At 50.4% G+C, this 21514-nt stretch carries 21 protein-coding genes; 20 read left to right on the top strand and 1 reads right to left on the bottom strand.

The annotated features are described in order from the left end of the window. Window positions 1-247: 247 nt before the first annotated feature. On the top strand, window positions 248-808 hold the full coding sequence (locus tag JFY74_21085; GenBank protein ID QQG28496.1) for a hypothetical protein: 561 nt from the start codon (window positions 248-250) through the stop codon (window positions 806-808). 307 nt (window positions 809-1115) lie between these two features. Beyond that, entirely contained in the window at window positions 1116-1742 is a 627-nt protein-coding gene (locus tag JFY74_21080) for a hypothetical protein (protein ID QQG28495.1), read from the top strand. Between the two features lie 299 nt (window positions 1743-2041). Here the strand turns inward: JFY74_21080 and JFY74_21075 are convergent, their stop codons facing one another. Next, on the bottom strand, window positions 2042-4276 hold the full coding sequence (locus JFY74_21075; GenBank protein QQG28494.1) for a right-handed parallel beta-helix repeat-containing protein: 2235 nt from the start codon (window positions 4274-4276) through the stop codon (window positions 2042-2044). Between the two features lie 324 nt (window positions 4277-4600). Between JFY74_21075 and glmU the strand changes: the two genes are divergently transcribed. The 18 genes from glmU (at window position 4601) to JFY74_20985 (ending at window position 21501) form a co-directional block, all read left to right on the top strand. Further along, a complete protein-coding gene (gene glmU, locus JFY74_21070; GenBank protein ID QQG28493.1) occupies window positions 4601-5971 on the top strand; it encodes a bifunctional UDP-N-acetylglucosamine diphosphorylase/glucosamine-1-phosphate N-acetyltransferase GlmU in 1371 nt (456 codons plus the stop codon). 201 nt (window positions 5972-6172) lie between these two features. Next, the gene (glmS, locus tag JFY74_21065; protein QQG28492.1) at window positions 6173-8005 is read left to right on the top strand and encodes a glutamine--fructose-6-phosphate transaminase (isomerizing); all 1833 of its coding nucleotides are present in this window, start codon (window positions 6173-6175) and stop codon (window positions 8003-8005) included. A 265-nt stretch (window positions 8006-8270) separates the two neighbouring features. Next, on the top strand, window positions 8271-8660 hold the full coding sequence (locus JFY74_21060; GenBank protein QQG28491.1) for a hypothetical protein: 390 nt from the start codon (window positions 8271-8273) through the stop codon (window positions 8658-8660). Between the two features lie 89 nt (window positions 8661-8749). After that, window positions 8750-9817, top strand: coding sequence for an SAM-dependent methyltransferase (locus JFY74_21055; protein QQG28490.1), 1068 nt, complete (start codon window positions 8750-8752; stop codon window positions 9815-9817). A gap of 68 nt (window positions 9818-9885) precedes the next feature. Next, window positions 9886-10614 carry a beta-ketoacyl synthase chain length factor gene (locus JFY74_21050; GenBank protein QQG28489.1) on the top strand — a complete coding sequence of 243 codons (729 nt, stop codon included), beginning with the start codon at window positions 9886-9888 and terminating at the stop codon, window positions 10612-10614. Then, on the top strand, window positions 10607-11395 hold the full coding sequence (locus tag JFY74_21045; GenBank protein ID QQG28488.1) for a 1-acyl-sn-glycerol-3-phosphate acyltransferase: 789 nt from the start codon (window positions 10607-10609) through the stop codon (window positions 11393-11395). Before JFY74_21050 ends, JFY74_21045 begins: the two co-directional genes overlap by 8 nt. Window positions 11396-11414: 19 nt before the next feature. Then, window positions 11415-11681: an acyl carrier protein gene (locus JFY74_21040; protein ID QQG28487.1), complete on the top strand. Its 267-nt coding sequence runs from the start codon at window positions 11415-11417 to the stop codon at window positions 11679-11681. A 23-nt stretch (window positions 11682-11704) separates the two neighbouring features. Next, window positions 11705-11953: an acyl carrier protein gene (locus JFY74_21035; GenBank protein ID QQG28486.1), complete on the top strand. Its 249-nt coding sequence runs from the start codon at window positions 11705-11707 to the stop codon at window positions 11951-11953. Window positions 11954-11968: 15 nt separating this feature from the next. After that, window positions 11969-12544 carry a hypothetical protein gene (locus tag JFY74_21030; GenBank protein ID QQG28485.1) on the top strand — a complete coding sequence of 192 codons (576 nt, stop codon included), beginning with the start codon at window positions 11969-11971 and terminating at the stop codon, window positions 12542-12544. Further along, window positions 12541-13896 (top strand): acyl-CoA synthetase, encoded by a 1356-nt coding sequence (locus JFY74_21025; GenBank protein QQG28484.1) that lies wholly within the window; start codon window positions 12541-12543, stop codon window positions 13894-13896. Before JFY74_21030 ends, JFY74_21025 begins: the two co-directional genes overlap by 4 nt. Then, the gene (locus JFY74_21020) at window positions 13883-14272 is read left to right on the top strand and encodes a hydroxymyristoyl-ACP dehydratase (protein ID QQG28483.1); all 390 of its coding nucleotides are present in this window, start codon (window positions 13883-13885) and stop codon (window positions 14270-14272) included. The genes JFY74_21025 and JFY74_21020 overlap by 14 nt, the downstream gene beginning before the upstream one ends. After that, window positions 14263-15975: a glycosyltransferase family 2 protein gene (locus JFY74_21015; GenBank protein ID QQG28482.1), complete on the top strand. Its 1713-nt coding sequence runs from the start codon at window positions 14263-14265 to the stop codon at window positions 15973-15975. The genes JFY74_21020 and JFY74_21015 overlap by 10 nt, the downstream gene beginning before the upstream one ends. Window positions 15976-15977: 2 nt before the next feature. Further along, on the top strand, window positions 15978-16400 hold the full coding sequence (locus tag JFY74_21010) for an acyl-CoA thioesterase (GenBank protein QQG28481.1): 423 nt from the start codon (window positions 15978-15980) through the stop codon (window positions 16398-16400). Continuing rightward, a complete protein-coding gene (locus JFY74_21005; protein QQG28480.1) occupies window positions 16397-17002 on the top strand; it encodes an outer membrane lipoprotein carrier protein LolA in 606 nt (201 codons plus the stop codon). Before JFY74_21010 ends, JFY74_21005 begins: the two co-directional genes overlap by 4 nt. After that, window positions 16974-19295: an MMPL family transporter gene (locus JFY74_21000; protein ID QQG28479.1), complete on the top strand. Its 2322-nt coding sequence runs from the start codon at window positions 16974-16976 to the stop codon at window positions 19293-19295. Before JFY74_21005 ends, JFY74_21000 begins: the two co-directional genes overlap by 29 nt. Further along, on the top strand, window positions 19292-19867 hold the full coding sequence (locus tag JFY74_20995; GenBank protein QQG28478.1) for a DUF3261 domain-containing protein: 576 nt from the start codon (window positions 19292-19294) through the stop codon (window positions 19865-19867). Before JFY74_21000 ends, JFY74_20995 begins: the two co-directional genes overlap by 4 nt. 1 nt (window position 19868) lies before the next feature. Beyond that, entirely contained in the window at window positions 19869-21026 is a 1158-nt protein-coding gene (locus JFY74_20990) for a beta-ketoacyl-[acyl-carrier-protein] synthase family protein (protein QQG28477.1), read from the top strand. After that, window positions 21019-21501, top strand: coding sequence for a hotdog family protein (locus tag JFY74_20985; GenBank protein QQG28476.1), 483 nt, complete (start codon window positions 21019-21021; stop codon window positions 21499-21501). Before JFY74_20990 ends, JFY74_20985 begins: the two co-directional genes overlap by 8 nt. The last annotated feature ends 13 nt before the right edge of the window (window positions 21502-21514 follow it).

The following is a 21514-nucleotide window of genomic DNA, read 5'->3' as shown; positions in this document are numbered from 1 at the left end:
TCGTTTATTCAATAGTTCAAATGTTGCGGTTGAACTAGCAAAAAAATAATAAACACCAACATTTTGCTAGGGAACTTGTTTTAAATAAAATAAAGAAAATCAGAGAAACAGTTGATTTCTACACCCGAGTAAAAGATGATCTCTACACCAGAGGATAAAGTGGTCTCTACACTCCAGTAAAAAATGAATTTTACACCTTAGATGAATCAAGTAAAAAAAAACAAAAAATAAATTAGATAAATATAATGTGCTATTAAATAATCTAGAACAGATCTCTGCTTGCCAATCAAAAAATCATTCCCTATCATCAAAATTAAATATCTCACGAGTAAGCAATAGTGGAAAAATATCGGATAAAATAGATGATGGTTTTGCTAAACATAACGAATTAATTAATGATCCTGAGCATATTTATGCTCTAAAAGAAAGCATTGTAAAATTAAGCGATTACGTTATTAACTATAAAGAAAAAGAAGAACAAACAGAAAAAGAATTAATAGTAAAAAATACACGCACTATTGTCACCCACCTAAGCTGCTTTTTTTTATTAAAAAATAATGAAGAACTTGCTTTAGGCACTAATCGTTTTTTAGAAAAAAATATAATAGACAACCATACACTTAGATATTTTGGCAATGCATATAAACACGAAGGTGAGGCGTTACAGAAACTGAAAGAACATGTTACTGATGTTAAGCAATGGCCAACATCTGATTTACAAAGTGATGTGCAAAGTGATTTACAAACTGAGATACAGCGCGTCCTGAAGGAGCGATGCAGGCAGGACACTGTAAATAATTCTGTGTAATTGCTCCGCGATTAAAGGTGATCGCTCAGGCGATCACTGAACTCGATAATAAAACGGCTCATCGCCATCTGTTAGTTCTGGATAAGAATATTTCACTTTTCGGTGCGGATTTTATCTCTGAATGAATAATTTTCTGCACTGAGTCACTCGTTGGGAGCACTTTTCGCTTCTTTATCGCCTGCTGTATCAAGTATCTTCAATGATAACGAGTATATGCTATGTAATTATGAATAAGCGTTTATTTACATAATGAAGATATAACTTATGATAATATAATAATATCTAATTATAATTAAAGGGTATTAAAATGATAACTAATTCTTTAAAACCATGTTCTTCCTTTGTAAGGAATATATGTACAAGAAGCGTAGAAAATGTTGGGTTTCAGTATTTCAAAAAACAAGGAGTAATTGATAAGTATATAGGTGGTGTTGCTAATGATTGTATTGAGGTTTCGTTTAAAAATAATTTTTCAATAATTAAAAACAAAACCCTTTTTTCTTTAATAGATAAAGCGCTTTTTAATACTAATAAGAATGAGTGGTTTAAAGATGAAACGATCAGTCTTCTATCTTCTGAAGTTAACAGGGTCATAGACGTTGCATGTGATAAATATAATTTTTCCATTAATAAAGAAGAGAGGGGACGTATTTTCAATAAAATATCTTCAGGTCTTGGTGTAATTAAACTTGACCCTGTTTGCACTCAAAGTTCAATCATGAATATATTAAATAATAATAAATATATTTCAAATAAAATAGAGTGTTTGTATGATAAAAATCAATCATCAAATGAAAAGAATAATTTAAAAAACATAGTCAATCATAAGCTTACTGATATCGTCTTCATGAGGAAATTTGGCGGCATTGATATGGATACTCTAAGGCGTAATGTTGCAGATGAAATTTCATTAATTATTAGGTTGAAAAAATAAATGATTTTTATTATTTTTGGATAAAAAAGAATTTATTTTAATATTGTTTATGCTTAATTTTATATACATTGAATAATTCGATTTTTATGAATTCGGCAAGAGAGGGAACCCCGATGAACTTACTCAAGTGCATGAACTCAGTCAACACATATGCAACTTGATGGGTATATTATATACCCCCCCCTATAACTGAAACTATATTTAAATTATAAGAAAACGATGTCGAATTATTGATATAATATCTCGACATCATTTTACGCTGTTGAAGCAGAGATTCCTTTCCCTGCGTGACTATACTATTATTTTTTCTTCAGGAAGTCGCCAAATACCAGATTGCCTTTGGCCTCACGCGTAAACGTCTCCGGAACGGTAACGGATACGAAGTTATTTACGGTGATTTCCTTACCTTGTGCGTTAACTGAACGGTCTTCTTTGATGAAATAGTTGGTGTTATCGATATTGCCGACAACCGCATCATCATATTTACCCGCTTTGGTTTTCAGCGAAATGTTGTTCTTGAAGACGCCTTGTTTTTCCGGGCCAGAGTAAGGGCTTGGGCGGAAGATAAAGTTAAAGCGTTCGTTATCTAACGCGATGTTGTCTTCAACGATCAGTGCGCCTGGGTTGAAGTTGTCAGTGAAGCCATCAAGTTTGTTGCCCACAGCAATGCTGTGTTTAACCTGATGTGCTACTGGCTGGCCTTCTCCACCCATTTTGAAGCCGTTGCTGGTGTTGTTCATGGCAATTGAATTCTCGATCACCACAACGCCGTTGGCGCCGTCTTCAATTTTGTTAAACAGGTCGAAGCCGTCATCAATGTTGTTGTGCGAGAACGCGCCGCGGATCACGTTGCCTTCACCCACACGCATTTTCACCGCGAAACCGTCGGCGTTAATTTTGCCTGGATCCTGGTTGCTGTGAGATTCTGAATTCAGAATCAGGTTATGGCTGGCCCACAGTGGTCTGCCTACATCTGCCGTCGAAGTCACCTGAATACCCGTATCGTCAGCGTGGTGCGCCAGAACGCGTTCGATGGTGTTATAGCTCCCTTCGATACGGAATGGTTTCTCTGTAATTTCAATCCCTTTAACATGCCAATGGCTTGCTTTTAGCTGCAGGCCATGAATCACCGCTTTATTGCCGACGGCAAACAGGTTCTTGACGGTTTTTTGCTGGCCGCTGGCGCTGACAGGGATTTCAGCCGCGCTGTAATCACCATCGTTGAGCCAGATGGTGCCACCAACTGGCAGAGCAGCGACGGCGCTGGCTAAATCGATCGGTGCATTTTTACTGCCGTCATTGCTGGCTGAACCTTGTGGCGAAACATACAGATTTTTAGCGTCTGCATAGGCCACTCTTTCAACCTTGAACGTGCTCTCTTTTACTGCTTTATCATCGCCTTCTGTAGGCTGGTAGGCAATCTTGAACTCAGCGCCGTTACCGGCAATTTTCGCTGGCAGAGATAAGGTTTCTCCCGCTTTTACCTGCTTCGCTTCACCCAGAGATTGACCGTTTTGTGACACCGCGATCGTGCCATCGTAATTGGCTCTGGCCTGAACCACATAGTGTTCGCTGGTGGTTTTAGGCGATGACATCACCTGAAGCAAAGGATCATAATCCTTGGCTTTAAACTCCGGTGAGGCTTTGGTTTGCGCTGGCGTCGTGGTCAACTGTGCATTGCTGACGGTGATTTTGGCGTTACGGGAGGCAAAGAAACCAACGTAGTAGTGGTCTTTATCCAGCTTGGTGACGACGTCCGCGCCTTTAACTTCTTTTGATACCCAGTTGTCCGTGCCTTTCGGCGCATAAGAGGTTATGAAGCCGTCGTTGGTGCGTTCCAGTTTCAGACGGAACGTCGGCGTTTGCTCCAGATTTACATTTTCCTGATAGCTGGTTTTGGTAATTTTCGCGCCCGCGTTGCCCCACGGTTGCGTGACGCCATTACGCAAAATCGCCTGTAGCTTGATTTCGGTATGAGACTTTTTATCCTGCGTCATGATGGCGTTCATCACCATGTTGGATGCCGCAGGGAATTCCTCATACCCTTCTTTCAGCGGTTCCTGACGCGGCACGCCGATAATATCGCGCACCAGAATTCCCGCGCCTTCCTGAGCTGCAGGCTTGGCGCCGTTTTCTGGCCCAAACTGTTCCACGGTAATATCAGACTGAAGTGTGAAGTTCACATTTGCAGGCAGCTGTGTATAGAAGAACGTCAGCCCGTCATGGGTGTTGGCAATTTTTCCGCCACGACTTTCGATCGTGATAGGTGCGGATAAATCAGCATTATCTCCCGGCGCTAATTTCTTGCCGTTAATGGTGACGTCGTTAACACCAATTTTTTCCGGCAGGACATTCGATGAAAAGTTTACGTCTGTTGATTGGCCAAAGGCGATGCCGTGCCAGACAGGGGTTGATTCTGTCGCGGCGTGTGTACTAAAGCTAAAGAGTAATGCATTCGTCAACGCGACGGCTGCGAGGCGTGAAGAACGGTGTTTCCGTAATGAATCACATTTTTGTGAAGAACAACGTTTCATTGTATCTCCTTCGTTATTGAATTATTTGCCCGCGTATATTGCTATAAATGAAACGCTGTTTCTTTTGTGTGTGTCACAAATGGAAATACTTAAAAACAAAGTCTGTTTTTTATGAAACCCTGTGTCATTTCTGTTGATGTGGATAGCATAGTGTCCGTTTCTTCTCCTCACGAACATTCGTCGTTTTGAGCGAGATTTTCAGAAAAAACTCACCAAAAAGTATCCGCGTTATGCATGAGTTTCGGTAAACTCTGGTTATTCATGCCGTAACAGGCTAGCCATTTTATTTTTGCGGAGCTGTGGTTCCGTACTGTCAGGATACTTATGTCAAATAGTGCGATGAGTGTGGTGATCCTTGCCGCGGGTAAAGGAACCCGTATGTATTCCGACCTTCCCAAGGTGTTGCATCAATTGGCGGGTAAGCCAATGGTTCAGCACGTTATTGATGCTGCAATGACGACAGGCGCACAGCACGTTCATCTGGTATACGGCCACGGCGGTGATTTGCTAAAACGTGAATTGGCCGATCCGGCGTTGAACTGGGTATTGCAGGCGGAACAGCTGGGAACCGGGCATGCGATGCAGCAAGCCGCGCCTCATTTTGCTGATGATGAAGATATCTTGATGTTGTATGGCGATGTGCCGCTGATTTCATCGCAAACGCTGGGACGTTTACGTGAGGCTAAGCCGCAGGGCGGTATCGGCCTGTTGACGGTGAAGCTGGACGATCCGACGGGCTATGGGCGAATTGTGCGTGAAAAGGGCGCCGTGGTTGGGATCGTCGAGCACAAAGATGCCAGCGAAGAACAGCGCCAAATTAACGAGATCAATACCGGCATTCTGATTGCGAACGGCAAGGATCTGAAGCGTTGGTTAAGCCAGTTGAATAACAACAACGCACAGGGTGAGTTTTACATCACCGATATTATTGCGATGGCAGCGGAAGAAGGTCAGCGTGTTGAAGCGGTCCATCCAGAGCGGCTGAGCGAAGTTGAAGGCGTTAATAATCGTCTGCAACTGTCGGCGCTGGAGCGGGTTTATCAGCGTGAACAGGCGGATAAACTGCTGCTGGCGGGTGTCATGCTGCTCGATCCGGCACGATTTGATCTGCGTGGCGAACTGACTCATGGTCGCGATGTGGTGATTGATATCAATGTGATCGTGGAAGGCAATGTTAAGCTGGGCAACCGGGTGAAAATCGGTGCTGGCTGCGTAATTAAAAATTGCATCCTTGGCGATGACACAGAGATCAGCCCTTATTCCGTGTTGGAAGACGCGGTGTTAGAAGCACAGTGTACCGTTGGCCCGTTTGCTCGCTTGCGTCCTGGCTCGGAATTAGCTGAGGGTGCGCATGTTGGCAACTTTGTCGAACTGAAAAAAGCGCGGCTGGGTAAAGGATCAAAAGCGGGTCACCTTAGCTATTTGGGTGATGCGGATATCGGTTCCGGTGTTAATATTGGCGCAGGAACGATCACCTGTAATTATGACGGCGCGAATAAACATAAAACGGTTATTGGTGACGATGTATTTGTTGGTTCGGATAGTCAGCTGGTAGCGCCCGTTAGCATAGCCAGCGGTGCGACGATCGGTGCAGGAACGACGGTTACGCATGATGTGGCAGAGAATGAGCTGGTGGTCGGTCGCGTGAAGCAACGGCATATTTCCGGCTGGCAACGTCCGGTGAAAAAGAAATAATATTTAATGCCTCCGCACGCGGCGGAGGCGGTTTTGCCCTGTGCTTTGGCCTATCCCCTGTGTGGGTCGGTCCCCGAGCACAGAACAAAACATAATAATCCCCAACTCTCTACAAGGCTCGGGGAACCCGGAAAAACCGGAACAATCAGGTCTAAGACATCCCTGGTGACACAATATGTCACTTTTATAGGAATACCATCGATGTGTGGAATTGTAGGCGCTGTTGCGCAACGTGATGTTGCTGAAATTTTGTTGGAAGGTTTACGCCGTCTTGAGTACCGCGGCTATGACTCTGCGGGCCTGGCGGTTGTTGACAGCGAAGGACATGTCGCTCGTTTGCGCCGTTTGGGGAAAGTGCAGGTGCTGTCTCAGGCAGCCGAAGAGCATGAACTGCACGGCGGTACGGGTATTGCCCATACTCGCTGGGCAACGCACGGTGAACCTTCTGAAGAGAACGCACACCCGCATGTTTCTGAACATATCACTATCGTCCATAACGGCATTATCGAAAACCATGAACCGCTGCGCGAACTGCTGATTGGTCGCGGCTATCGTTTTGTTTCTGAAACCGATACCGAAGTGGTTGCTCATCTGGTTCATTTTGAACAGCAGCAGACCGGCGGAACGCTGGTTGACGTGGTTAAGCGTGTGATCCCACAGCTGCGCGGTGCGTATGGCATGGTGGTGTTGGATAACCGCGATCCGAGCGTACTGGTTGCCGCGCGTTCTGGTAGCCCGCTGGTGATTGGCCGTGGTGTGGGTGAAAACTTCATTGCCTCCGATCAGTTGGCATTACTGCCTGTGACTCGCCGTTTCATGTTCCTGGAAGAAGGTGACATTGCGGAAATCACCCGTCGTGATGTACGCGTGTTTGATAAATCCGGCCAACTTGCTGTACGCGAAGAAATTGAATCAAAAGTGAATTACGATGCCGGTGACAAAGGCGCGTATCGTCACTACATGCAGAAAGAGATCTACGAACAGCCGATGGCGATCAAGAACACCCTTGAAGGGCGTTTCAGCCACGGCGAGATCAATCTTTCTGAGTTAGGCCCGAAAGCGGATGAGCTGCTGGCGAAGGTTGAACACGTTCAGATTATCGCCTGCGGTACGTCCTACAACTCCGGTATGGTTTCCCGTTACTGGTTTGAAGCGCTGGCGGGGATTCCGTGCGACGTGGAAATTGCTTCCGAATTCCGCTATCGCAAACCTGCTGTGCGTAAGAACAGCCTGATGATTACCCTATCTCAGTCTGGTGAAACGGCAGATACGCTGGCGGCACTGCGTTTGTCCAAAGAGCTGGGCTATCTGGGTTCGTTAGCCATTTGTAACGTTGCGGGTTCCTCGCTGGTGCGTGAATCCGATCTGGCGCTGATGACCAAAGCGGGCGTAGAGATTGGCGTGGCCTCGACCAAAGCCTTCACTACCCAGCTTACCGTTCTGCTGATGCTGGTGGCGCGTGTTGGCCGCCTGCGCGGTATGGATGCGAAAATTGAGCATGAGATCGTTCACGGTTTGCAGGCGCTGCCAGCGCGTATTGAGCAAATGCTATCTCAGGACAAGCTCATCGAATCTTTGGCGGAAGGTTTCTCTGACAAGCACCATGCGCTGTTCCTCGGCCGTGGCGATCAGTATCCGATCGCAATGGAAGGGGCGCTGAAGCTGAAAGAGATTTCTTACATCCACGCGGAAGCCTATGCGGCAGGCGAGCTGAAACACGGCCCTCTGGCGCTGATTGATGCGGATATGCCGGTTGTTGTCGTGGCACCGAACAACGAGCTGTTGGAAAAATTGAAATCCAACATCGAAGAAGTTCGGGCGCGCGGCGGTGAGCTGTATGTCTTCGCTGACGAAGATGCCGGTTTCACCAGCAGCGAAAATATGAAGATTATTCCACTGCCGCATATCGAAGAAGTGATTGCGCCAATCTTCTATACGGTGCCGTTGCAGTTGCTGTCTTATCACGTCGCGCTGATTAAAGGCACCGATGTCGATCAGCCACGTAACCTGGCGAAATCCGTTACGGTAGAATAACTTTCCGGTATTTTGTTAGCCACGATCGTCCGCCTTATGTCGATAAACATAAGGCGGATTTTTTATATCCATTCTTTAGTTGTGCTTATTGCTCTGCTTCACACTACCGATATCTGTTTGATAAAACCTGAGGCAGGGAACCATGTTTCTTTTGTCAGGTTATCTCTATTTTGTGTAAAATAGTTTTAATGATGCATTAGTTTTACATCTTGCATCAGAAACGAATTCTTTTTTGGCAGTGATGTTTTTGTTTGATAGGGATTTTATGAAAAAACAGATTATTTTCGCCGCTTTAGTCTCTGTTCTTATATTGGCTGGTTGTGCTGAGCGTACGGTTCCGGTAGCGAATGTGACACAGTCCATCACTGGGCAGCACACAACAGAACAAGTAAAAAATGCCATTATTGAAGCAGGACAAAAACGTAAGTGGGCGATGACTCAGGCTTATGTGGGGGCGATTGATGGTCGTCTAGTTCAGCGCAGCCATGTGGCAAATGTTCGCATTACCTATTCACAAACCAGTTATTCTATCAGCTATGTTGGAAGTGAGAATTTGTTGGCAGGCGGTGGGAAGATTCACCGAAATTATAATAATTGGATAAAAACGCTGGATCATGAAATTCAATTAACACTTGCCAGTCAACAGATTAAATAATTTTAATAGTCGGATATCTTTTTGCTATCCGACTCTATTTTTTGTTGTTCTTTTCTGATCGTTTTTGTCCGACCTCAAGGGAAAAGTCAGTGTATTACGGATATGACAAAGATAATGTCAGCGCGTTGGATGCTATTACAGAAGCGCAACGAATTGCGTTTGCTCCCATGCTGTTTCAGGCCGCTATCAATCTGCGTAACCACGGTATTTTAGATTTTCTGGATAAGCGCGGTCATCAGGGAGCAAATCTCGATGAGATTGTTGCCATTACCTCATTAAATCGTTATGCCGTTGAACTGCTGCTGGATGTCGGGCTGAGTGGCCGCATTATTATCCAGAAAGAGGAAAATTACGCGCTGGCTAAAATTGGTCATTATCTGCTTCATGACCGCATGACGCGCGTCAACATGGATTTTACTCAGGATGTTTGTTATCAGGGGATGTTTTACCTTGATGAGGCGTTGGCAAAAAATGAACCTTCTGGATTAAAAGTTTTTGGTGAATGGCCAACAATCTATCCAGCGTTAAGCCAACTGCCGCCGCAGGCAAAGTCGAGTTGGTTTGCATTCGATCATTTCTATTCCGATGCCGCGTTTGATGCTGCCTTGCCGCATGTATTTCAGCTAAAGCCAAAACATCTCTACGATGTTGGCGGGAATACCGGTAAATGGGCCATGCGCTGCTACGACTACGATCGTGATGTTAACATGACGATTTTGGATTTGCCGGAGCAAATTGCGCTGTCGACAGAAAATATCATCGAAGCTGGGAAATCTGACCGTATTCAGGGATGTGCTGTCGATATGCTCTCCGATTGTCCGTTGCCGAGTGAAGCGGATATATGGTGGATGAGTCAGTTCCTCGACTGTTTCAGCGAAGAACAAATCGTGGCTATCTTGCGTAAAATCGCCGGCGTGATGAAAACGGATGCAAGAGTCTGTATTTTAGAAATTTTCTGGGATCGTCAGAGGTGGGAAGCTGGTGCTTTTAGTCTTAATGCCTCTTCGCTCTACTTTACCTGTCTCGCTAATGGTACCAGCCGTTTCTATGCGGCAAGACGATTTTTACCTTTATTAGAGCAGGCCGGATTTATCGTTGAAAATCAAATCGATAACATTGGCGTTGGTCACACGCTGCTGATCTGTAAAAAGCGATAATAAATAGCGGACGTAAACGGGAAATAGCAGCGATATAGCCGAAATAGGTCGGACTGGAAGAAGGCAGTATGAGATTAGCATTTTCAATCATTGATTGGCAGGCCAGCGCGCCGGGCCTCAGCAGCGCGGACGATTGGCTGAATTGGTCGCGGGCGTCCGTTGCTATCAATGCCGAGCAACCTTTGGATAAATGTCGACATTTACCCATGATGATGGCTCGTCGCCTCAATCAAGGGAGCCGTTTGGCGGTCGATAGCGGGTTAGCGTTGCTGAGTCGCCAGTCGGTGGATGCCATTGTCTTCACCTCACGCCACGGCGAGCTGGAACGCAATCTGAGTATCCTGAAAGCGCTGTCAGAAAATGAGAATATTTCTCCTACTGATTTTGCTATGTCAGTACACAATGCGGCAGTCGGAAGCCTGACGATTACGGCAAAAGCCCCATTGGTTTCTACGTCGATTGCCGCAGGAATGGACTCTTTCCAGCAAGGCCTTATCGAAGTGAAGGCATTACAGACCGCGGGATACCGCAATATTCTATTGGTTGATTTCGATGGCGTGATCCCTGACTTCTACCACCCACATGTTCCGGCAGACATGCCCCGTTATCCCTATGCCGTCGCTCTATTGCTAGGGGATGGTGATGACATGGTGTGTGAATCGCAACCTCAGGTGGAATCTCACTGCGAAGGTTCACCACAAAGTCTGTTGTTCTTACAGGCTTTTCTTGCCAGAAGACCGCGTTTTTCCTTACCGGGCGAACGCGTTGGCTGGGCGTGGGGGAGAAAAGATGTCTGAGCCATCGCTGGTGCTTCGCCCTTCGACTCGTCTGAATCGTTTGTGGCGATTAATGATGACCGGCATGTGTTTTGCCATGTTTGGCGTTGGCGGCTTACTGCTTTCTCTGGTGTGGTTCAATGTATTGCTGATTCAGCGTAATACCGTTCGCCGCCGCCAGTTGGCTCGCCGCAGCATTTCCGCCAGCTTCCGATTTTTTTTATGCAGTGCCCGCAAATTAGGGGTACTGGATTACCGCATTGACGGCATAGAAACCTTACAGCGCGATAGCGGCTGTTTGGTTGTCGCCAATCATCCGACGTTAATTGACTATGTTTTGCTGGCCTCCGTCATGCCCGATGCTGACTGTCTGGTTAAGGCTGATTTACAGAAAAACCCGTTTTTCCGCGGCGTCATTCGTGCGGCGGATTACCTGCTTAACAGCCAGTCTGATGCGCTATTGCCGGACTGTCAGCGACGGCTTGATAACGGCGATGCGATCATTATTTTTCCTGAAGGCACACGTACGCGTTATGGCGAACCCCTTGTTCTGCAACGCGGTGCCGCAAATATTGCGGTGCGTTGCGGCTGTGATTTGAGGGTCGTGCATATTCGCTGTAGCCAAAAAACATTGGGAAAACAAAGTCGCTGGTATCACATTCCGCCTGAAAAACCGTGTTTCACGGTGAGCGTACGTGAACGCATCAATAACGACACTTTTATGGCGCCTGAAGAGGCGCGATCCTTGGCGGCTCGCCGTTTGAATCGCCTTTTGCAGCAATCTTTAACACCAGAAAGCTGATCACCATTTGGAAATACATATGGAAAGTATGTTTGTTGAAATTAAAGAGATGATTATCGACTCTCTTAATCTTGAAGATATCAGTGTTGATGAAATAGAAACGGACGCTCCGCTTTTTGGCGAAGGCCTTGGTCTGGATTCTATCGATGCACTTGAGCTGGGATTAGCGGTAAAAAACCGTTATGGCGTCGTGCTTTCTGCGGAAAGTGAAGAGGTACGCCAACACTTCTTTTCCGTTGCAACCCTTGCAGCTTTTATCAACACTCAGCGCGCCGTGAGTGCCTGATAGTAAAATAAAATGAGTTGATGATGGATAAAAACGAAATTTATCAGGAAATTACAGGCTTACTGGTCAAGCTGTTTGAACTGGATGCTGATGATATCAAACCTGAATCCCGCCTCTATGAAGATCTTGAGTTAGATAGCATCGATGCGGTGGATATGGTGGTTCACCTGCAAAAACGCATCGGGCGCAAAATATCGCCGGAAATTTTTAAATCTGTGCGCACGGTACAGGATGTGGTCGATGCGGTAGAAAACCTGCTCCGTGAAGGTTAATGAGCCCGCCAAGTGATGCGTGTGCTGATACGTAGTCTGAATATTTTAATGACGCTCGCCTGGCCTTTTCTGGCCTGGTTTAGCATCACGCACCCTGAGCATCGCTGGTTACTCGCGGTACTGGCGCTGATGTGTGTTCTGCGTTTCGCTACGTTGCGTGATGAAAAAAATTTATTTGAAAACAATGTATTCAAAGGAACGGCTCTGTGGCTGGCTGCGGCCGGGGTTGTGCTTTCCGTTGCCAGTTTATTACTGCGTGATGGCGGTTGGCTGTTGTGGTATCCCGTGGCGGTAAACAGCGTCATGTTGATGCTTTTTGGTGGCTCACTTTATAGCGGTATGCCGCTTGTAGAGCGCCTTGCCCGCCTTCAGGAACCAGAGCTTCCTGCTCAGGCTATTTCCTATACGCGTCGCGTGACGAAAGTCTGGTGTTGGTTTTTTATTTTTAACGGCAGTATCGCCGTGCTGACCTGCCTTGTCGGCAATCTTCATTGGTGGACGTTATGGAATGGCGTGATCAGCTATGTGCTTATGGGGTTGTTGATGGGGGGAGAGTGGTTGATACGCCAGCGTCTGAGGAAGCGCGTATGAACGGGTTCACTGTCCGCACCATCAATGACTGGCTGACGGGGAATTATTCCCCTCAGCGCATTGTTGCCAGTAATGGTGCCAGTACGTTCACGCTGGGGTCGTTGAAAGCGCAGGTAGTTGCGCTCTGCCAGCAGCTAAGCCTGCGGCATGAAACGCGTTGGGCGCTGTGTTTTGAAGACAGCTACCGCTTCACTATCGGGCTTCTGGCTACTCTGCATGCGGGAAAAACGCCAGTCATTCCCGGCCACTGCCGCCAATCTGTATTAGAAGAACAGGCGGATGAGTTTGACGGAGTGTTGACGGATGTGTCCCTGCATCTGGATTGCCCTGTGTTTGCCCTGACAGCGGAGACGGAGAGCGTCGCTGATGCCGTGTTGCCCCCCATACCGGATGATGCCTGTGTGGTGTTGTTCACGTCAGGCTCCACCGGGAAGCCGCGTCAGATTGTTAAACCGGTACGCTGCCTGGATGAAGAGTCGCGTTGGTTGGCGGATCGCTGGGGCGCGCATTTGCAAGGCTGTGATGTGATCGCTTCCGTCACCCACCAGCATTTATATGGGCTGACGTTTCGCATCTGGCTGCCTATGGCGCTGGGGCTGCGCTTTGATAGCCGCCAACTGCTTTATACCGAACAGCTTACTTCCCAGCATCGCCAGCGGCGTTACGTGTTTATCAGCAGCCCGGCATTCTTACGCCGCATTGACCGCGCGCTTTCTGCCCCCGAGTGTTCGTTGATTGTCTCTGCTGGGGGAACCTTGCCCTGGCTACATGCCGAAGCGGCAGCCGAGTGGTTTATGCAGCCCATCAATGAGATATACGGCAGTACCGAAACGGGCGTTTTAGCATGGCGCTCGCGTGAGACGGATACCGTGCCGTGGCAGCTCTTCCCCGGCGTGTCGCTGAGGCGTGATGAACAAGATAACTGGTGGGCGCAGTCGGCGCTGATCCCACACGCTCTGGGGCACAAGCTGGATGATCGATTGGCGTTCGATGACGCGGGCCATTTTCAGCTGTGCGGCCGACACGACCGCGTAGTGAAGATCGAAGATAAGCGCATCTCGCTAAGCGAGATAGAACGGCGCTTACTCGATTTGCCCGATATTGCTGATGCGGTTGCGCTTCAGGTGACGCGCTCGGAGCGTAGCGGCATTGGCGTGGTGCTGGTGTTGAATACCCCCGATAAGGCCGATGACTTACCGAATTTGAAACGCCAATGGCGGCATGAATTGCAAAAATGGCTGGAGCCGTTAGCGATGCCGCGTTTCTGGCGCGTTGTCGACGTTATCCCCCACAATAGCCAGAGTAAACGTGCCTGGCCGCAGATACAGGAATTGTTTCATGTTGCCCGTTGAGCTTGTCCGGCACGATGTAAAAAAGACGGATGAAACGTCTCAGGTTGAATTGATGCTACAGGCTGACCCTGAACTGTTCTGGTTCAAGGGGCACTTTACGGGGCAGCCGCTACTGCCCGGTGTGGCACAGTTGGATTGGGTCATGCATTACGCAACGACGGTGCTGGCACAAGGGTGGACGTTCTTGTCCATTGAGAACATTAAATTCCAGCAGCCGATTTTGCCCGGTAAAACGCTGCGTCTGGTGCTGACATGGCACACCGGAAAACAGCAACTGACCTTTAGCTACACCATTCTGGAGGGCGAGACTGAGCGCACGGCCAGCAGCGGGAAAATAAAGCTCACACCGATGATGGAAGATCGCCCATGTCAGTAAATGGCGCATTCTCGCCCTGCGTGGTGATCCCTTGTTATAACCACGGCGCCATGATGGCGTCGGTGCTGGCGCGCCTGGCACCGCTAGCGCTGCCCGTTTTCATTGTTGATGATGGAAGCGATGCGGCAACGCAACACGTTCTCACCCAACTGGCAGCAGAAAATGACGGCGTGACGTTGATTCGTTTGGCGCATAACAGCGGGAAAGGTGCGGCAGTGATTCGTGGTATTGACGCTGCGGCGCAGGCCGGATTTAGTCATGCCTTACAGGTTGATGCCGACGGGCAGCATCAGATTGAAGATGCGCCGCTTCTGCTGGATGAGGCGAAAACGCACCCGCATTGCCTGATTTCCGGGCGACCGCGTTACGATGCCTCTGTGCCGAAATCACGCCTTTACGGGCGCTATGTCACCCACGTCTGGGTTTGGATTGAAACGCTATCCCTCTCCATCAAGGACAGTATGTGCGGTTTCCGTGTCTACCCAGTTGCGGCCACGGTATCTCTTCTCTCCCGAAAGTCTCTCGGTCACCGTATGGATTTCGATACGGAAATTATGGTGCGTCTGTATTGGGCGGGAACGCCTAGCCGCTTTATTGAAACGGCGGTGACGTATCCAGAAAACGGCCTGTCTCATTTCGATGCGCTGCACGATAACCTGCGGATTTCCTGGATGCATACCCGTCTGTTTTTCGGCATGCTTCCGCGCATTCCCGTGCTGCTAATGCGGCAGCGTCAGCAACACTGGGCTGGCGTGTCGGAGCGCAAAGGCCTGCTCGGTATGCGGTTCATGCTGGCGGTATATCAACGGTTAGGACGCGGGGTGTTTACGCTGTTTCTCTGGCCTGTTATTGCGTTTTACTGGCTGACGGGCCGTACCGCGCGTCAGGCGTCTCAGTCATGGCTGCGGCGAATCGGAGGGTATGCGCGTCAGCACGAGATCCCGCTGCCTAAACCGCTCAACAGCTATCACCATTTCCTCCGTTTTGGTCAGTCAATGCTGGATAAAATCGCCAGCTGGCGCGGCGATCTACACTGGGGCCGCGATATTGATTTTGCCCCCGGCGCGCGGGAAACCATTGAGCACAGCAGACAAAAAGGGCAACTGATTCTGGCCTCACACCTTGGCGATATCGAGGTGTGCCGGGCGCTGGCGCAGCAGGTGAGCGGGCTGGTGATTAACGCGCTGGTGTTTACTGAAAACTCCCAGCGTTTCAAGCAGGTGCTGGAAGAGATTGCCCCGCAGGCCGGTGTGAACCTTATCCCTGTCAGCGACATCGGGCCGGATACCGCAATCATGCTACAAGAAAAGCTGGATGCCGGTGAATGGGTGGCGATTGTCGGCGATCGCACGGCGGTCAATCGTCAGCGCGGCGGTGTGCGACGCGTGGTGTGGAGCCCGTTTTTGGGAAAAGACGCGCCTTTTCCTCAAGGGCCTTTTGTTCTGGCTGCGGCACTGCGTTGCCCCGTATTGCTGATGTTTGTCATTCGCGAGCAGAAAAAGCTGCGCGTCTACTGCGAGCCGTTTGCCGATAGCATTGCGTTACCGCGTCCAACCCGACAGCAGGCCTTACAGCAGGTCGTCGATCGCTATGCCGAACGGCTGGCGCACTATGCGCTGAAATCCCCGCTCGACTGGTTTAATTTTTTTGATTTCTGGAGCTTGCCTGATGATGACGGCCGAGCCGCTGGGAAAAAGGAGTAAGGGTGCTAAACGATTCCCGCTTAAGCCATGAAGTTGAACTGACGGTATCTTTCCATGACTGCGATCCGATGGGCGTGGTGTGGCACGGTAACTACTTTCGTTTTTTTGAAGTCGCGCGCGAGGCGCTGCTTAGCAAATTTAACTACGGCTATCGCGAAATGCAGGCCTCTGGCTATGTATGGCCGGTGGTCGATACGCGGGTGAAATACCGTGCGGCGCTGACTTACGAGCAGCGCATTCGCATTCGCGCCACTATCGAGGAAGTCGAGAATCGTTTGCGTATCGCCTACCAGATTTTCGATGTTGAAAGCGGCCAACGTGCCACGACCGGCTATACGATTCAGGTCGCGGTACAGGAAGGATGCCGCGAGCTGAGTTTTGTTTCTCCCCCCATTTTGTTTGAGCGCCTTGGAGTGACGCCATGATACGACTGATTGTCGCGGTTTTTGTGCTGTTGAGCGGTATGGCGCAGGCCGTTACGCTGGATGATTTACAACAACGGTTCAGTAGCCAGCCTGTTGTGCGGGCTGATTTCACCCAACTGCGTGAAATAAAGGGGATGGCAAAGCCGCTGAAATCCGGTGGGCAGCTGTTAATCGCGCAGGATAAAGGGCTGTGGTGGCATCAGGCCACGCCGTTTCCGCTGACGATGGTGTTGGACGAAACGCGGATGGTTCAGGTAATGAACGGGCAAGCGCCGCAGATCGTTACGGCGGAAAGCAATCCACAGATGTTTCAGTTTAACCACCTGTTACGTGCCTTGTTTCAGGCCGATCGTCACGTATTAGAGCAGAATTTTTCCATCGATTTTACCGATCTCGGTCAGCAACAGTGGAGACTGGTGCTGACGCCCAAAACGTCGCCGTTAGATAAACTGTTCAACACCATTACGCTGAACGGCGGTGAGTTTCTTGACGGCATTGCGCTGGATGATCGCCAAGGCGACATGACCCGAATTACGCTGAGCAATCAGCGGATTGAACCCCGGATGTTGAGCGATGATGAGCAACAGCGTTTCGTTTTCTGACGGCATTCGTCGCGCGGCGCGGGTTTGGATTGGCTGCTGTGTTGCGCTGATCGCGGCGCTGGCGCTGCTGCTACCGAAGGCGCAGATCAACAGTAGTGTATTGGCTCTGTTGCCTAAGCAGTCGATGGGCGCACTTCCCCCGGAGCTACAGCAAGGCTTTATGCAGCGTCTCGATCGGCAGATGGTGTGGCTAGTGACGCCGGGCAAGCAGGCGGAACCCGCGGTAGCGGACTGGTGGTTGAAACACCTGCGTGCGCTTCCCGATCTACAGCAGGTTAATGGCCCTATTGATGCTGAACAGCAGCAGCGATGGGGGAAATTCGTTTTTGAACATCGCAATGGTCTGGTCGATCCCGTCACGCGCGCGCGGCTGGAGAATGGTGGTGCGGCGCAGGCCGATTGGGTGCTGGCACAGCTTTATTCCGCGTTTGCTGGCGTGAGCGGTAAAGAGTTAAATCACGACCCTTTGATGCTGGTGCGCGGTTCCCAACTGGCGTTGCAGCAAAATGCCAGTCAGTTGGGGTTGTCGCAAGGTTGGTTAACGACAAAAGATGCAGAAGGCCGCATCTGGTACTTTCTGCACGGTGAGCTTAGCGCTGGCTCGTTTGACATGGCGCGTAACCAGCAACTGGTTGATCAATTAGATGTCCTTGAACGCGATCTCAAGGCCACATTCCCTGATGCCGACGTGCTCACTCGCGGGACAGTACTGTTCAGCAACTATGCCAGCCAACAAGCCAGACAGGATGTCTCTACCCTTGGTGTCGCCACCGTGGCGGGCGTTCTGTTGCTGATCTTCTTTGTGTTTCGTTCACCGCGCCCGCTGCTGTTATGTGGATTATCGGTCGGCATCGGTGCGCTGGCAGGCACGGTCTTTACGCTGCTGCTGTTCGGTGAACTGCATTTGATGACGCTGGTCATGAGTATCAGCATCGTCGGGATTTCAGCGGATTATACGCTCTATTATTTGACCGAACGGATGGTCCACGGCGGCCATGTTTCCGCGATGGAAAGCCTGAAAAAAGTGCTGCCCGCGCTTCTGCTCGCGCTGGGAACGGCGGTGGTGGCTTACTTGATTATGGCGCTGGCACCGTTCCCCGGCTTACAGCAGTTGGCGGTGTTCGCCGCAACCGGGCTGACCGCCTCCTGTCTGACTGTGGTGTGCTGGTATCCTTTTCTGGTTAAGGGACTGCCAGTTAGACCTGTTCCCGCGATGGTGCTGATGGGGCGCTGGCTGGCCGCGTGGCGGCGTCAGCGTGGCGTACGTTTCGGGATCCCGCTTGCGCTGCTGGTGCTTTCTGTCGTGGGGCTGCTGCGGCTGGAGGTCAATGATGATATCTCCCAGCTACAGGCGTTGCCGCAGGATCTGATGCAGCAAGAGCGGCAGTTGACAGCGTTAACGGGACAGAGCGCCGATCAAACCTGGTTTGTCGTCTACGGCGACAGCGCAGAGGAGACATTGCTGCGTCTGGAACAGCTCGCGCCTAAACTGCGTGACGCGCAGCAACAAACGTGGCTAAAGCAGTTCCGGTTACTGCCGCTTTCTTCTCAGGCTCAGCAACAGCGCGATAGTCAGCTTATTGCGTCTGCCGCACCGGCGGTTATCGAGCGTCTTAAAGGCACGGGCGTTGATGTGGCGATGCCGGATGTGCGACCGATGCCGGTCACACCGGAGCGCTGGCTCGATAGCCCGATCAGTGAAGGGTGGCGACTGCTGTGGTTGACGTTACCTAATGGGAAAAGCGGTGTTCTGGTTCCGGTAAGTGGCGTGAGCGATAGCTCTGCGCTAGGACAGATGGCCAAAACATTGCCGGGCGTGGAATGGATCGACAGAAAAGGGACATTCGATGCCCTGTTCGGTTTCTACCGCGTCATGCTGGGATGGTTGTTGATGGCAGCGCTGGCGGTGATTGCGCTGAGCTACATGATTCGTCTTGGACTGCGCCGTGGATTAGTCAATGTGGTGCCGTCGGTGCTGTCGCTGGGCGGCGGACTGGCGGTGCTGGCGTTGAGCGGTCATTCGCTGAACCTGTTCTCATTGTTGGCGCTGGTTCTGGTGCTGGGCATCGGCATCAATTACACGCTGTTTTTCAGCAACCCACGCGGTACACCGATGACCTCGCTGCTGGCGGTGACGCTGGCGATGTGCGTTGCCCTGCTGACGCTGGGTATGTTGGTTTTCAGCAGCACTCAGGCCATCAGCAGCTTCGGGATTGTGCTTTGTAGCGGTATTTTTATCGCCTTCTTGCTGGCGCCTCTGGCGTTGCCTGATTCAAAAGGGAAACGAAAATGACATTATTGCGACGTGGGCTTCTGCTTATTGGTGTGCTGCTGCTAAGCAGCTGTGCCAGCAAACAGCATGATGATAACCGCCCACAGGCGTGGCTCAAACCGGGTGTGAAAGTCACGCTACCCGCACCAGCCATTACCCCGTCGGTCAACGAACAGCAGCTATTGACGGGCACCTTTGACGGTAAGCAGCAATCGCTGCTGGTAATGCTGAATGCCGATGATAAGCAGCTTTCTCTGGTCGGGCTTTCCTCTATCGGTATTCGTCTGTTTAAAGTCACCTACGATGCGCAGGGTGTTCATACTGAACAGTCCATCGTCCTGCCGCAGTTGCCACCAGCCAGTCAGGTTCTGGCGGATATCATGCTGAGCCACTGGCCGATCGCCGTGTGGAAGACGCAGCTACCAGCGGGTTGGACGCTGAAAGATAGCGAGGATAAGAGACAGCTGCGTGACGATCGCGGCACGCTGATTACGGAAATTCGCTATATGACGCGGAATAACCAGCGCGTGCCGATGAGCGTTCAGCAATTCGTCTTTGGTTATCACATCGTGATTCAACATCTGGATAGCTAGCATGATTTACATTAACGCTGTCGGGGCGCTGAATGCGCTGGGCAATAATCTGGATGAGATTGCCGATAACCTTGCTAGCGGTCATGCGCCGAGCATGCGCCCTGATACCGGATGGCTGCTGCACGATAAACCCTGTTGGACAGGGAAGGTGGATGCAGAATTACCGGTTATCCCAGTAGAATTAGCGGCGCATAACAGCCGTAATAACCAGCTATTGCTCGCCGCATTGGAGCAAATTCGGCCTCAGGTTGACGCGGCTATCGCGCAGTTTGGCTCCGACCGGGTAGCGGTGATTTTGGGCACCAGCACCTCAGGGTTGGATGAGGCCGATCGTTACGTCAGCGACAATATTTCCACTTATCACTATGCGCAGCAGGAACTTGGCGATCCTTCCCGATTTCTGGCTGCCTATCTGAAGTTAAATGGACCCGCTTACACCATATCAACTGCTTGCTCTTCCAGCGCCAGAGCGCTGATCAGCGGTAAACGATTGATTGATGCCGGGCTGGTGGATGTAGCTATCGTTGGCGGCGCGGATACGCTGAGCCGTATGCCGCTAAATGGCTTCGATAGCCTTGAATCGCTATCTTCAACGCGCTGCCAGCCGTTCAGCGAAGAACGTAACGGGATCACCATCGGTGAAGGCGTGGCGCTTATGCTGATCGGGCCGCAGCCCGATCGCGTGGCGGTATTGGGTGTCGGAGAATCATCAGATGCTTACCATATGTCAGCACCACACCCAGAAGGCGAAGGGGCAATTCGCGCGATAACTATGGCGTTGTCGCAAGCGGGATTGCAGCCCGAGGATGTGGGCTATATCAATTTACACGGTACCGCCACGCGCCTGAATGACCAGATTGAAGCCAATGTGGTTCACGCCGTTTTTGGCGATGGCGTGCCTTGTAGCTCAACCAAACACCTTACCGGCCATACGCTGGGAGCGGCGGGGATTAGTGAAGCCGCGATCTGCTGGCTGCTGCTGACGCGGGATCTTCCTTTGCCCGCGCAAGATTTCTCACGCAGTCACCCCGATGCCTCACTGCCATCATGCGGCTTGCTCCGTGAGCCAGCTCCGCTGACCCGCTCGGTCATTCTGTCTAATTCTTTTGCGTTTGGCGGCAACAATACGTGTCTGATCCTGGGGACGAATCATGAGTGAGTATCTGGCTGCGGCAGCTTATCTGCCCCATTCAGCCCCTATGGTGCTGGTGGACAAGGTGATCCATGTTGATGATGAACACGCGCACTGCCGTGTGGCAGTCAGCCGCGAGAGCATTTTGGCACCGTTTCTGAATGCTCAGGGGCATCTGCCAGCTTGGTTTGGTATCGAAATTATTGCTCAAACGATCGGGGTCTGGTCTGGCTGGCACGGGCGTCAAATCAGCGGGCTGCAAGAGAAGCCGCGTCCCGGCATGTTGCTGGGTGGGCGGGGTTATCGCTGCAAGCAGGATAATTTTCCTGCCGGCTCCCTACTTGATGTGACCGTTACGCTGCTGATGCGTGACGATAAAATCGGTAGCTTTGAGGGTGAGATCGCGATAGCCGGGGAGACGTATGCCTCTGGCCGGTTGAACACCTATCAGCCTGACGAACATGAGTTAAAAGCACTTTTAGAACAGGGAAAGCGACTATGACAGACGGAAAAAC

The sequence above is a fragment of the Pectobacterium carotovorum genome, assembly GCA_016415585.1.
In the GTDB taxonomy this organism is placed as follows: Bacteria; Pseudomonadota; Gammaproteobacteria; order Enterobacterales; family Enterobacteriaceae; genus Pectobacterium; species Pectobacterium carotovorum_K.
Note: the sequence above shows the minus strand (reverse complement) of the source record. Positions and strands in the feature narration are given on the sequence as shown.